Source organism: Parablastomonas sp. CN1-191 (assembly GCF_049354825.1).
In the GTDB taxonomy this organism is placed as follows: domain Bacteria; phylum Pseudomonadota; class Alphaproteobacteria; order Sphingomonadales; family Sphingomonadaceae; genus Novosphingobium.
This window is the reverse complement of the sequence record NZ_CP186480.1, coordinates 1,345,715-1,358,498: the sequence shown is the minus strand read 5'-3', so window position 1 is coordinate 1,358,498 and position 12,784 is coordinate 1,345,715. Positions and strand designations below refer to the sequence as shown.

Genomic DNA, 12,784 nt, shown 5'->3' with positions numbered 1-12,784 from the left:
AAGGGGCCGGCGCGCGGATGGTCCGCGAGCCGGCAGGAAGACGGACTGGTAGGGGGGCGAGAGCCGCGATGACTTTCCTGCAGACGATGCTGATCGCAGGCGGCCTCACCGGGTTCCTGGTGCTGCTCTACATGCTGGTCTCGGGCCCCTCGGTGGGCAAGGCGAGCGCGCGGCGCCTCCAGGCGGTCCGCTATCGCCACTCCGACAACCAGCTCGACCGCGTCGAGGCGCAGCTCAAGAAGGCGGTTGCCGCGCGCAAGCCGACGATGCACCGCATCGCCGGTTCGCAGTCGCGGGTCGAGGCCCTCAACCTGCGCCTGCACCGCACCGGCAAGAACTGGACGATCAACCAGTACCTCTACGCTTCGGTCGGGCTGGCGCTCGCGATCACCGCGATCATTTTCATCAAGAGCCATGCACTGATGCTGTCGCTGGGCATCGGTGTGCTGATCGGCGCGGGCCTGCCGCACAAGGTGGTCGGCTTCCTGATCAACAAGCGCACCAACAAGTTCACCACGAAGTTTCCCGACGCCATCGAGCTGCTGGTGCGCGGCCTGCGCTCGGGCCTGCCGGTGACCGAGACGCTGGGCATCGTGTCGAGCGAAGTGCCTGGCCCGGTGGGCGAGGAATTCAAGCTGGTGACCGAGCGCATCAAGATCGGCCGGACCATGGAGGACGCGCTCCAGGAAACCGCCGACCGGCTCAACACCGCCGAGTTCAGCTTCTTCTGCATTACCCTGGCGATCCAGCGCGAGACCGGCGGCAACCTGGCCGAAACGCTTTCGAACCTGGCCGACGTGCTGCGCAAGCGCGCCCAGATGAAGCTCAAGATCCGGGCGATGAGTTCGGAATCCAAGGCCTCGGCCTACATCGTCGGGTCGCTGCCGTTCATCGTCTTCGCGATGATCTGGTGGATCAATCCCAAGTACCTGGCGCCGTTCTTCACCGACGATCGCCTGATAGTCACCGGCCTGGGCGGGCTGACGTGGATGGCCATCGGCGCCTTCATCATGGCCAAGATGGTCAGCTTCGAAATCTGAGTGGGGACGATTGCGATGAACTCTTCCGGTCCCACGCTGCTTGGCTTCGACGTCATCTGGATCGGCTCGATCCTGGCGGGAATGGCTGCGATGGCGGTCATGTTCGCGGTCTACGCCGCGGTCACGATCCGCGATCCGATGCAGAAGCGCGTCAAGGCACTTAACGAACGGCGCGAACAGCTCAAGGCCGGACTGATCGGCCAGTCGGCGAAGAAGCGCGCCAGCCTGGTGCGCAAGAGCGAAACCACCGACAAGATGCGCGACGCGCTGTCGTCGCTGAAGGTCCTGCAGGATAGCCAGGTCGCCGATATCCAGCAAAAGCTGGCCCAGGCCGGCATCCGCAAGAAAGAGCTGGCGATCGTCATCATCACCCTGCGCGCGGTGTTGCCGATCGTGCTCGGCGGCATCGCCGCGCTGATGGTCTATGGCATCAATTATTTCCCCGAATGGGGCGGCATGAAGCGACTGATGTTCTTCGCCGCCTTCGTGCTGGGCGGCTACAAGGGCCCGGAGCTGTGGATCACCAACAAGTCGAAGAAGCGCACCGATGCGATCCGCAAGGGCTTGCCCGACGCGCTCGACCTGCTGGTTATCTGCGCCGAGGCGGGCCTGACCGTCGACGCCGCTTTCAACCGCGTCGCCAAGGAACTGGGCCGCGCCTATCCCGAACTGGGTGACGAATTCGCGCTGACCGCGATCGAGCTGTCGTTCCTGTCCGAGCGCCGCCAGGCGTTCGAGAACCTGGCCTACCGCGTCAACCTCGACGCGGTGAAGGGGGTGACCACAACGATGGTGCAGACCGAACGCTACGGTACGCCGCTGGCCTCGGCGCTGCGCGTGCTGTCGGCCGAGTTCCGCAATGAACGCATGATGCGGGCCGAGGAAAAGGCCGCGCGCCTGCCAGCGATTATGACCGTGCCGCTGATCCTTTTCATCCTGCCGGTGCTGTTCATTGCCATTCTCGGCCCGGCGGCCTGTTCGATCGCCGACGCCTTCTCGCACGGCGGTCCGACCAAGACGGGCGGCTGACCTCGGCGACTCCGTAAAGACCCAAAATCAGGAGCGGCCGGACGCACGTCCGGCCGCTCCTTTTTTCGTGTCCGGGGCGGCGCCACGGGAAATCCCGGGACGACGCTGGCACCGCGTTTCGAGTCGGCCGAAAGCCTATGCAATTGCGGGGTTTCCGGTAAGCTTTCGACAACGATGTGGCAGGGCGACTGGGCAAGTTAACGACTATCTTTCAGAGGTTTAGCGTTATATCCCGTGATTTCCCGCACTTTTCCCTTTTCTCCCGCAGGGTGCTGCGGTAAGTCCGTCCATCAGCTTTAAATCCGTGCACCCGAGGGGGTGAGCCGGCTGCGTGGGCGCGCGGCCGGGGCGGTAGGGTTTTACTTGGGGAGCCGGGCGCAAGTCCGGATGTGGGGCGTGGCGGGACAGCCTATCAGCTACAGCGGCCAGGGCTTCTCACCGATCGGTGAGAAGGGTCGTTTCGTGCTGCCGCCCGACTTCCGCAAGGCGGTTCGGGAATCGGGCGATGGCGAGCGCGTGCTGTGCCTTGCCAAGCACGACCGCTGGCGCTGCCTGGTCGGCTTCGGGCTGTCGCGCGTGGCGACCCTCGACGACCAGCTCGACCGCGAGGAGCGCGTTGCGCTGGAGCGGGGCGTCGATTTCGACCGCGACATGCGCTCGGCCCAGCTGTTCGGGTTCTCCAAGGTTCCGTTCGACGACAGCGGCCGGTTCGTGATGCCCGACCGCTTCTTCAAGGTCGGCAACATCGCCGATGCGCTGTTCTTTCAGGGCGGCGGCAGCTTCTTCACGCTGTGGAACCCGGACGAACTGGCCCGGATGGGCGGGGGCTGGGAAGACGCACAGGAAGCCTGCGCCGAATTCGCTGCCCAAGCCGCCGCCAGCCTGGCCGCAAAGGGCAAGAAGTGACCGGCGCCCCGCACATCCCGGTCCTGCTCGACGAAGTGATCGCCGCTCTCACCCCCGAGGACGGTTTCGGGCCGGGTGCCGTGATCGTTGACGCCACGTTCGGCGCCGGTGGCTACACCCGCCGGCTGCTCGACGCCGGCGCGACCGTCCACGCCTTCGACCGCGACCCCGACGCGATCGCTGCCGGCCGCGCCTGGCCCGAGAGGAGTGGCGAGGCGCCGCGCCTCGTCCTTCACGCCGCGCGCTTCTCCGCAATGGTCGAGGAAATGGCCGCCGCCGGCATCGCCGCGGTGGACGGGGTGGTGATGGACATCGGTGTCAGCTCGATGCAGCTCGACCAGGCGCAGCGCGGTTTCGCGTTCTCGTCCGACGGCCCGCTCGACATGCGGATGGAGCAGGACGGCCCCAGCGCCGCCGACTTCGTCAACGAAGCCGATGCCGACACGATCGCCGACGTGCTGTACCAGTACGGCGAGGAGCGCCAGTCGCGCCGGGTCGCCCGCGCCATCGTCGCTGCCCGCCCGCTGACGACGACCGGCGAGCTGGCGGGTGTCATCCGCAAGGCGCTCGGCTGGCATCCCGGCCAGCCAAAGGATCCCGCCACCCGCAGCTTCCAGGCGATCCGCATCCACGTGAATGCGGAGCTCGACGAGCTGCGCGAGGCGCTGGCCGCGGCCGAGCGCTTGCTGCGCGCCGGCGGCCGGCTGGCGGTGGTCAGCTTCCACAGCCTCGAAGACCGTATCGTCAAGCAGTTCCTGCGCGAAGCCAGCGGCGCTGCCGCCGCGCCGTCGCGTCATCTTCCCCAGGCCGCTCCCGCCGTCGCCCCGACCTTTACCCCGGTCACCAAGGCGGTGCGGCCAACCCCGGCCGAGCTCGCGCGTAACCCCCGCGCGCGCTCGGCTACTCTTCGCGCGGCGGTCCGCACCGCCGCGGCACCGCGCCACCTCACCCCTGGGAGGGCAGCATGAACCTGACCCGCGACCGCCTGCAATCGATCGGCCTGGCCGGCGTGTTCCTGGTGTGCCTGACGCTGTTCCTGGTGCTCACATTCCGCGTCAATGCGGTGAAGAGCCAGGTCCGCCTGGCCGAACGGCAGATCGTGCAGCTCAAGCAGCAGAAGCTCCTGCTCGAGACCGAGTTCGAGACCCGCGCCAACCAGCAGCAGCTACGCTCGCTCAACGACCTGGAGTTCGGCTACGCCGCGCCCACCGCGACCCAGTACCTTGAGGGCGAACAGCAGCTGGCCATGCTCGGCAAGCCGCGCGGCCCGGATGCGCCGGCGCCGATCATGGTCGCCGCGGCCGATCCGGAGCAGGAATCGGTGCTGCCCGCGATGCTCAACCCGCTCACCGGCAAGGCGATGGCGGCCGAGGCACCGAAGCCGGCTGTGGATGCCGGCGCGCGCAAGGTTGCGGATGCGGCGCCCTTGCGCGAACGGCTGGCACGGATCGAGCGGCCCCAATCGGTTGGGCCGACCTCCGCCGAGCACGACTAAGGGCCGCCGCATGACCGCGATCACCGTCTCGACAGCGATCGCCACCGGGCGGGTCGACCTTGCCAACGCGCGCCGCAAGGCCCTGCTGACGGCGCAGGTCCGGGCGTTGTGGGTGATCGCTGCGTTCATGTTGATCGGACTGGTGGCGCTGGGGCGGATCGTCTGGCTCGGCATCGAGCAGCCCGCCCCGCGCGGCGAGGATCTGGCCAGCGCGCTGCTGCCGCCGCGCGGCGACATCGTCGATCGCAATGGCGTGACCCTGGCGCGCGCCTTCCCCGGCATCGCGCTTTGGTATGATCCCAAGGCGATGGGCGAGGGCGCTCCTCTGGTTCACACCCCGCGCGAAGTCGCCCGCGCGCTGGTCGCCATCTTCCCCGACATGAACGAGGCCGAGCTGACCCGCCGGCTCGCCTCGGGCAAGGCGGGCTACCTGCGCCGCCGCATCCTGCCCGAGGACGCCAACCGCATCCGCGACATTGGCGAGCCGGCGCTGGAATTCCCGCGCGAGAGCGAGCGCTATTACCCGCAAGGATCGATGGGTGCGCACGTGCTTGGCTACGTCGACGCCGAGGGGCACGGCCAGGTCGGCATGGAGCAGGTCTACGACAAGCTGCTCGCCGACCCGGCCACGCGCGGCACCCCCGCGATGCTGTCGATCGATTCGCGGGTCCAGGGCGCGCTCGAGGACGAGCTGCTCAAGGGCATGGCGCTCAGCAACGCCAAGGGCGCCAGCGGCATCGTCCTCGACGTCAACACCGGCGAGGTCATCGCGCTGGCCTCGCTGCCATCGTTCAACCCGAACCTGATCGACCAGGGCGGCGCGGGCAACATCTTCAACCGCTTCACCAACCAGGTTTATGAACTCGGCTCGGTGATGAAGCCGATCACCATCGCCGCGGCCATCGATGCCGGTGTCGTCACCAGCATGGCCAAGCGGTATCCGGCAGTCTCGCCGCTGATGATTGACGGTTTTCCCATCCACGATCACGAGAACTACGGCTCGACGCTCAACGTGCCCGAAACGCTGATCCATTCGTCCAACATCGTCAGCGCCGAGATCGGCGCCGAACTGGGCGGCGCGCGGCTGCGCCAGACGATGATCTCCCTTGGTTTCAACCAGCGGCCGACCATCGAACTGCCGGCGCGCGGCTTTCCGCTGTGGCCGCGCGGCGACTGGGCCAAGATCACAACGATGACCGTCTCGTTCGGGCACGGGCTGGCGATCACCCCGCTGCACATCGCCAGCGCCTATGCCGCGCTGGTCAACGGCGGCATCTGGCACCCCGCTACGCTTCACAAGGTGGAGCCGGGCACGACCATTCCCGGCCGCCGCGTTTTCAAGGATTCCACCAGCGCGCGGATGCGCCAGCTGCTGCGCCTGATCGTAGACGACGGCACCGGCCGCAAGGCCAACGCCCCGGGTTTCCGCATCGGCGGCAAGACCGGATCGGCGGAAAAGCCCGGCGCGCACGGCTATCAGAAGAACGCGGTGGTGGCGACATTCGCTTCCGCCTTCCCGATGGACAACCCGCGCTACGTCGTCATCGCCTCGCTCGACGAGCCGCAGGGTACCGCCGCGACCTCGGGCCAGCGCACTGCCGCCTGGAACGCGGCGCCCGTCGTCGGCCGCCTAGTGCCCCGCATCGGCCCGCTGCTGGGGGTGATGCCAGACACCACGCGCGATATCGATATCCGCGAACTGATGCCGCTGGTCGGCAATTCGGAGGGGGAGTGAAGCTCGCCGCTCTCGCCCAGGCGGCCGGGATCGCGCTTCCGCAGGGATCCGCTGGTGGCGACATCGGCGTGACCGGCTTTGCCATCGATCATCGCAAGGTGGCGCCGGGCACCGTGTTCGGCGCCTTCAAGGGCAGCCAGGTCAACGGGGAGGCGTTCATCCCCGCCGCGATCGCCGCTGGCGCGGTGGCCATTGTGGCCGCAGCCGAGGCGCGGGTCGAAGGCGCGCTTCACATTGCCGACGCGGAGCCGCGCCGCGCCTTCGCGCACCTGGCGGCGCAGTTCTTCACGCCTGTCCCCAAGACGATCGTCGCGGTGACCGGCACAAACGGCAAGACATCCACCGTGGAACTGACGCGCCAGCTGTGGCGCATGGCGGGCGAGCGCGCCGCCAGCATCGGGACGCTGGGCGTCACCACCAGCGACGAGAGCGTCTCGACCGGGCTGACCACGCCCGACATCGTTACCTTCCTCGCCAACATGAGCGGGCTGGCCCGCGAAGGCGTGACGCACGTCGCTTACGAGGCGTCGAGCCACGGGCTGTCGCAGTTCCGCAACGAAGGCCTGCACGTCGCCGCCGGGGCGTTCACCAACCTCAGCCGCGATCACCTCGACTACCATGCCGACATGGACGATTACTTCGCCGCCAAGATGCGCCTGTTGGGCGACGTCGTGGCGCCGGGCGGAACGGCCGTCATCTGGGCTGACGAAACCGAGTGGTCGGCCCAGGCTCGTGAGCGCGCAGGGCAGAGGGGCCTGATCGTGCTCACCGCGGGCGAGGGGGCCGATGCCGGCGGCATCCGCCTCCTCGCCCGTACGCCCGGCCTGCTCGGCCAGGAACTGGAGATCGAGTACAGGGGTGAGCGCCGCAGGGTCGCGCTGCCGCTTATCGGTGCCTACCAGGCCGCCAACGCGCTGGTCGCGGCCGGGCTGGTGATCGGCACGGGCGGCGACGCGAAAACGACGTTCGACGCCCTGTCGCGCCTGCAGCCGGTGCGCGGGCGGCTCGAACGCGCGGCGATCACGCGCGCCGGTGCGCCGCTCTACGTCGATTACGCGCATACGCCAGACGCGCTCGAGGCGGCGATCGCCGCGCTGCGTCCGCACGCCAGGGGCCGGCTTATCGCGGTGTTCGGCGCCGGCGGCGACCGCGATGCCGGCAAGCGTCCCGAGATGGGCGCGGTGGTGGCGCGCAGCGCCGACCTGGGCATCGTTACCGACGACAACCCGCGCGGCGAGGATGCCGCCGCGATCCGCGCCATGATCCTGGCCGGGGCGCCGGGCGCGCTGCGCGAGGTGGGGGACCGGCGCGCGGCGATCTGCGCCGCGATTGCCGAGGCGGGCGCAGGCGACATCGTGCTGATCGCGGGCAAGGGCCATGAACAGGGCCAGGTCGTGGGACGCGGCGAGGATATGCGGGTGATCCCGTTCGACGACGTAAGCGTGGCAAGGGAGTGCGCGGCATGAACGCGGCAGTGCGGATTATCGATTGGCCAGCCTCCGAAGACGACGACCTGGCGCTGGCGCTGTGGGATGCCTACGCGATCGCCGCGGCCACCGGCGGCGTGCCGAGCGCGCATTTCCAATGTTCGGGGGTCGAGATCGACAGCCGCGATGTCCAGCCCGGCGACCTGTTCTTCGCCCTGAAGGGCGAAGCGATGGACGGCCATCGCTTCCTCGACGCAGCGTTCGAGAAGGGCGCGGTGGCGGCGGTGGTCGACCGCCCGATCGATCGCCCGCACATCCTGGTGGACGATACCACCGCGGCTCTGGGCGCGCTTGGCGCCGCAGCCCGTCGCCGCAGCCGCGCGCGTATCGTCGGGGTGACCGGCTCGGTCGGCAAGACCGGCGTCAAAGAGGCGATCTTCGCGGCGCTCGAACGCTCGAGCCGGGGCGGCGCGCACCGTTCGGTCAAGAGCTACAATAACCACGTCGGCGTGCCGCTCAGCCTGGCGCGGATGCCCGCACGCGCCAGGTTCGGCATCTTCGAGATGGGGATGAACCACGCCGGCGAAATCGCCGCGCTGACCGTGCAGGTCCGCCCGCACGTGGCCGTCATCACCACGATCGCCCCCGCGCATATCGAGATGCTGGGCAGCGAGGAGGCGATCGCCGACGCCAAGGCCGAGATCTTCGCCGGCCTGCGTCCCGGCGGCACCGCGGTAATTCCCGCCGACAGCTCGCATTACCCGCGTCTTCGCGCCGCTGCCGAAGCGGCCGGGGCGGACGTGGTCGCTTTCGGCACCGCCGCTCACGCCGACGTCCGGCTGCTCGACGCGGTTGCCGCGCCGCATGGCGGATCGCTGGTGACGGCCGAGATGGGCGACAGGCGGGTCTGTTACACCGTTGCCGCGCCGGGCGAGCACTGGATCGCCAACTCGCTGGCGGTGATGGCGGCGGTGCGCGCTGTTGGCGGTGACCTTGGTGCGGCGGGCCTCGCTCTCGCCGAGATGGAGGGCCTGCGCGGACGCGGTGCGCGCCTGCATGTCGCCACGTCCGACGGCGGGCAGGCGCTGGTCATCGATGAAAGCTACAACGCCAACCCCGCCTCGATGCGGGCGACGCTGGCCTCGCTCGGCGCAGTCGCCGCGCCGCGCCGCATCGCGGTGCTCGGCGCGATGAAAGAACTGGGCAAGCACGGTCCTGCCTATCACGCCGCGCTGATCGAGCCGTTGCTGGCGGCGCATGTCGATCACGTGGTGCTGGTAGGCGACGAGATGACCGCGCTGGCGGACGAACTGGGGAAAGCGGGGGGCAACGCGCTTCACAATGCCCCGGCATTCACGCATTGCGCCAATGCACAGGCGGCCCGCGCCGCGCTCGAGGCGATCGGTCTCAAGGACGGCGACGCGGTGCTGGTCAAGGGATCGAATTCGGTCGGGCTCGGGGCGGTCGTCGCCGCGCTGGCCGGCGAACAAGGGTAGGACGGGCGGCGTGCTCTATCTGATCGCCGACTATTTTCATTTCGAGGGGCTCTCGAACCTCATCCGCTACCAGTCGTTCCGCGCCGGTGCGACGATGCTGACCGCGTTGGTCCTGGGTCTGATCATCGGGCCGCGCTTCATCGACATGCTGCGCGTGCGCCAGGGCAAGGGCCAGCCGATCCGCGAGGACGGCCCTCAGTCGCACCTCGCCAAGCGCGGCACGCCGACGATGGGCGGGCTGATGATCCTGATCTCGCTGCTGGTCTCCATGCTGGTGTGGATGGACCTGACCAATCCGTTCGTCTGGGCCTGCCTGGCGGTGACGGGCGGGTTCGGCGCGATCGGGTTCCTCGACGACTACGACAAGGTCAAGAAGAGCAGCCACGCCGGCGTGCCCGCCCGGGTGCGGCTGGCGATGGAATTCGTCGTTGCCGGCATCGCCGCATGGTTGATCGTCAGCCAGATCAGCACCAACCTCTACGTTCCGTTCCTGACCGGCCGCTATATTCCCTTGGGGCCGTTCTACTACGTCTTCGCAGCGATCGTGATCGTGGGCGCGGGCAACGCGGTCAACCTGACCGACGGGCTCGACGGACTGGCGACGATGCCGGTGGTGATCGCGGCGGGCACGTTCGCGATCATCGCCTACCTGGCCGGCCGCGTCGATTACGCCACCTATCTTGGCATCCCGCACGTGCCGCGCGCCGGCGAACTTGCAATCCTGTGCGCGGGCATCATGGGTGCGTGCCTGGCCTTTCTGTGGTTCAACGCGCCGCCCGCGGCGGTGTTCATGGGCGATACCGGCAGCCTCGCGCTGGGCGGTGCGCTTGGCGCCATCGCGGTTGCTGCGCATCACGAGATCGTGCTGGCGGTGGTCGGCGGTCTGTTCGTGCTCGAAGCGGTGTCGGTGATCGTCCAGGTGTTCTGGTTCAAGCGCACCGGCCGGCGCGTCTTCCGGATGGCGCCGATCCACCACCATTTCGAACAGCTCGGCTGGAAGGAATCGACGGTCGTGATCCGGTTCTGGATTGTCTCGATCGTGCTGGCCCTGCTGGGGCTTTCGACGCTGAAGCTGCGATAGCATGATCGTTTCGCCCGCCTTCGCCGGCAAGCGCTACGCGGTCCTCGGCCTCGCCCGCTCGGGCCTCGCCGCGGTCGAGGCCCTGCTGGCCAGCGGCGCGCGCGTCACGGCGTGGGACAGCCGCGACGAGCCGCGCCGGCTCGTAGCCGACCGGGTCGAGCTCGGCGACCCGGCAGGGATCGACCTGACGGGCTTCGACGGCGTGGTGGTGTCGCCCGGCGTTCCGCTCAACAACCATCCCGTCGCCGCAAACGCGGCCCGCCACGGCGTGCCGGTGATCGGCGATATCGAGCTGTTCGCGCTCGCCCGGCCGAGCCTGCCAGCGCACCGCGTGGTCGGCATTACCGGCACCAACGGCAAGTCGACCACCACTGCGCTGGTCCACCACCTGCTGGCGGCCGCCGGGATTCCGGCGCGGATGGGCGGCAACATCGGCTTGCCGATCCTGTCGCAGCGGCCGCTTGCCGCCAATGCCAACGGCCCCGGGGTCTATGTCCTGGAGCTGTCGAGCTACCAGATCGATCTGACGCAGAGCCTCGACTGCGATGTCGCCGCGCTGCTCAACGTCAGCCCCGATCACCTCGACCGCTACGCCGATTTTTCCGCCTACGTGCATTCCAAGGCGCGCCTTTTCACGCTGCAGTCGCCCGGGCACGACGCGGTTTTTGCGCCCGCCGATCCCAACGTGCGGGCGCTGGCCGAGCGCGAGATCCTGCGCCGCGGCGAGGACACGGTCCACCTCGCCCATGTCGAACGCTTCGCCCCGCTCCAGGCCGGCTGGCCGTCGCTGCAGGGTCCGCACAACCTGGAAAATGTCGCCGTCTCGGTTGCCATCGTCCAGGCGCTGGGCGTGGGACGAGACAGCTGGGAGCCGGCGCTGGCGACCTATCGCGGCCTGCCGCACCGGATGGAGCGCGTGACCGAGGCGAACGGCGTGCTGTTCGTCAACGACAGCAAGGCCACCAACCCGGCCTCTGCCGCGCCGGCGCTGGCAGCGTTCCCGCCTGCACCGGCCCCGCGCATTCACTGGATTGTCGGGGGGCTGCCCAAGGGCGAAGGCCTCGACGAGTGTGCGCGCTGGTTCGGGAATGTCGCCGCTGCCTATACGATCGGCGATGCCGGGCCGCGCTTTGCCGATCTGCTGGCCCCGCACATGACCGTGCGCCGCAGCGAAATGCTGGCCGACGCGGTGCGCCAGGCGATCGAAGCCGCCCGGCCCGGCGATGTCGTGCTGCTGTCTCCCGCCTGCGCCAGCTTCGACCAGTTCCGCGACTACGAGGCGCGCGGCGACGCATTTCGCGCCATCGTGCGCTGCCTGACCGAGCCGGCCTCGGTCCAGGCGGCGGGTCTGTGACTATGGCCTCCAATCCCCCCTTCATCCCCCGCGCCGGCAAAGGCCCGCACGCCGGCGATCGCCGTTTCAAGCGCAGCCGCCGGCGCGAGCTTGCCGTATGGTGGCGCGAGATCGACCGCGTGCTGTTGTTCCTGGTCCTGACGCTGATGGGCATCGGCACGCTGGCGGTGGCCGCCGGGTCGCCCGCCACCGCGCGCCGCCTGTCGACCGCCAGCGTGAAGCTCGACGACCTGCACTTCTTTTACCTGCACCTGCGCTGGCAGTTCGTAGGCCTGATCGCGATGATCGCGGCCTCGATGATGGAGCGTGACAAGGCGCGGCGCTTTGCCATCGTGCTGGGCGGGGCGATGCTGGTGGGCCTTATGCTGGTCCCGGTCATCGGCAGCAGCGTCAACGGGGCCAAGCGGTGGCTCAACCTCGGCTTCTCGCTCCAGCCGTCCGAATTTCTCAAGCCCGCCTTCGCGGTGATCCTGGCCTGGATCCTGTCGTGGCGGGCGCGCGATCCGAACCTGCCGGTGGTAGGCATCACCGGCGCCCTGATGGGGCTCATCGCGGTGCTCCTTATGGCGCAGCCCGATTTCGGGTCGACGGTCCTGTTCGGCGCGGTGTGGTTCGCAATGGTACTGCTGGCGGGCATCTCGGTCCGGCGTATTGCCATTGCCGGGGTCGCCGCCATCGGCGTGGTCATCGCCGCTTACCTGTTCTACGCCAACGCGCGCCACCGCATCGACGCGTTCATCGGCGGCGGCACCGCGTACGACCAAGTCGACCTGGCGGAACGGACGCTGCTGGCCGGGGGATGGACCGGTTCCGGGCTGTGGCTCGGCGTGCGCAAGCTTTCGCTGCCGGAGGCGCACACCGACTATGTCTTCTCGGTCGTCGGCGAGGAGTTCGGGCTGCTGGTCTGCGCGCTTATCGTCGTGCTATACATGGCCATCGTGATCCGCGTGATGCTGCGGCTGGTGGAGGAGGAAAACCTGTTCACCGTCCTTGCCGCCAGCGGCCTTACCGCGCAGCTGGGCGGACAGGCCTTCATCAACATCCTTGTCAACCTGCAGCTGTTTCCGTCCAAGGGCATGACCCTGCCGCTGATTTCCTATGGCGGTTCGTCCACGATCGCACTGTGCCTGGGCATCGGGCTGCTGCTGGCGATCACGCGGCGCAATCCGTTCATCCAGCGCTCTCCGTTCGGCCGCGCGCTGCCGGAGTTGCCGCGATGAA

Annotated in this window: 11 protein-coding genes; all 11 read left to right on the top strand. The window is 68.6% G+C overall.

The genetic code is table 11. From position 1 onward, the window contains the following. Nucleotides 1-68 precede the first annotated feature (68 nt). Entirely contained in the window at nucleotides 69-1,040 is a 972-nt protein-coding gene (locus ACOYW6_RS06755) for a type II secretion system F family protein (protein ID WP_423140568.1), read from the top strand. 15 nt (nucleotides 1,041-1,055) lie between these two features. After that, a complete protein-coding gene (locus ACOYW6_RS06750; RefSeq protein ID WP_423140567.1) occupies nucleotides 1,056-2,069 on the top strand; it encodes a type II secretion system F family protein in 1,014 nt (337 codons plus the stop codon). A gap of 387 nt (nucleotides 2,070-2,456) precedes the next feature. Beyond that, nucleotides 2,457-2,975 (top strand): division/cell wall cluster transcriptional repressor MraZ, encoded by a 519-nt coding sequence (locus ACOYW6_RS06745; protein ID WP_423140566.1) that lies wholly within the window; start codon nucleotides 2,457-2,459, stop codon nucleotides 2,973-2,975. Continuing rightward, nucleotides 2,972-3,943 (top strand): 16S rRNA (cytosine(1402)-N(4))-methyltransferase RsmH, encoded by a 972-nt coding sequence (rsmH, locus tag ACOYW6_RS06740; protein WP_423140565.1) that lies wholly within the window; start codon nucleotides 2,972-2,974, stop codon nucleotides 3,941-3,943. The genes ACOYW6_RS06745 and rsmH overlap by 4 nt, the downstream gene beginning before the upstream one ends. After that, complete coding sequence (locus ACOYW6_RS06735) at nucleotides 3,940-4,470, top strand: hypothetical protein (RefSeq protein ID WP_423140564.1); 531 nt, start codon at nucleotides 3,940-3,942, stop codon at nucleotides 4,468-4,470. Before rsmH ends, ACOYW6_RS06735 begins: the two co-directional genes overlap by 4 nt. A 10-nt stretch (nucleotides 4,471-4,480) precedes the next feature. Beyond that, a complete protein-coding gene (locus tag ACOYW6_RS06730; protein WP_423140563.1) occupies nucleotides 4,481-6,205 on the top strand; it encodes a peptidoglycan D,D-transpeptidase FtsI family protein in 1,725 nt (574 codons plus the stop codon). Further along, the gene (locus ACOYW6_RS06725) at nucleotides 6,202-7,671 is read left to right on the top strand and encodes a UDP-N-acetylmuramoyl-L-alanyl-D-glutamate--2,6-diaminopimelate ligase (protein ID WP_423140562.1); all 1,470 of its coding nucleotides are present in this window, start codon (nucleotides 6,202-6,204) and stop codon (nucleotides 7,669-7,671) included. The genes ACOYW6_RS06730 and ACOYW6_RS06725 overlap by 4 nt, the downstream gene beginning before the upstream one ends. Continuing rightward, the gene (locus ACOYW6_RS06720) at nucleotides 7,668-9,128 is read left to right on the top strand and encodes a UDP-N-acetylmuramoyl-tripeptide--D-alanyl-D-alanine ligase (protein WP_423140561.1); all 1,461 of its coding nucleotides are present in this window, start codon (nucleotides 7,668-7,670) and stop codon (nucleotides 9,126-9,128) included. Before ACOYW6_RS06725 ends, ACOYW6_RS06720 begins: the two co-directional genes overlap by 4 nt. Nucleotides 9,129-9,138: 10 nt before the next feature. Continuing rightward, complete coding sequence (gene mraY / locus ACOYW6_RS06715) at nucleotides 9,139-10,209, top strand: phospho-N-acetylmuramoyl-pentapeptide-transferase (RefSeq protein WP_423140560.1); 1,071 nt, start codon at nucleotides 9,139-9,141, stop codon at nucleotides 10,207-10,209. Nucleotide 10,210: 1 nt separating this feature from the next. Continuing rightward, nucleotides 10,211-11,563, top strand: coding sequence for a UDP-N-acetylmuramoyl-L-alanine--D-glutamate ligase (gene murD, locus ACOYW6_RS06710; RefSeq protein ID WP_423140559.1), 1,353 nt, complete (start codon nucleotides 10,211-10,213; stop codon nucleotides 11,561-11,563). Between the two features lie 2 nt (nucleotides 11,564-11,565). Further along, nucleotides 11,566-12,783 carry an FtsW/RodA/SpoVE family cell cycle protein gene (locus tag ACOYW6_RS06705; protein WP_423143082.1) on the top strand — a complete coding sequence of 406 codons (1,218 nt, stop codon included), beginning with the start codon at nucleotides 11,566-11,568 and terminating at the stop codon, nucleotides 12,781-12,783. Nucleotide 12,784: the final 1 nt, after the last annotated feature.

Excerpts from the sequence above, each read along its gene's own strand:
- ACOYW6_RS06755 (WP_423140568.1), top strand. The coding sequence starts at position 69 with ATGACTTTCCTGCAGACGATGCTGATCGCAGGCGGCCTCACCGGGTTC.
- ACOYW6_RS06750 (WP_423140567.1), top strand. The coding sequence starts at position 1,056 with ATGAACTCTTCCGGTCCCACGCTGCTTGGCTTCGACGTCATCTGGATC.
- ACOYW6_RS06745 (WP_423140566.1), top strand. The coding sequence starts at position 2,457 with ATGTGGGGCGTGGCGGGACAGCCTATCAGCTACAGCGGCCAGGGCTTC.
- ACOYW6_RS06735 (WP_423140564.1), top strand. The coding sequence starts at position 3,940 with ATGAACCTGACCCGCGACCGCCTGCAATCGATCGGCCTGGCCGGCGTG.
- ACOYW6_RS06730 (WP_423140563.1), top strand. The coding sequence starts at position 4,481 with ATGACCGCGATCACCGTCTCGACAGCGATCGCCACCGGGCGGGTCGAC.
- ACOYW6_RS06720 (WP_423140561.1), top strand. The coding sequence starts at position 7,668 with ATGAACGCGGCAGTGCGGATTATCGATTGGCCAGCCTCCGAAGACGAC.
- murD (WP_423140559.1), top strand. The coding sequence starts at position 10,211 with ATGATCGTTTCGCCCGCCTTCGCCGGCAAGCGCTACGCGGTCCTCGGC.
- ACOYW6_RS06705 (WP_423143082.1), top strand. The coding sequence starts at position 11,566 with ATGGCCTCCAATCCCCCCTTCATCCCCCGCGCCGGCAAAGGCCCGCAC.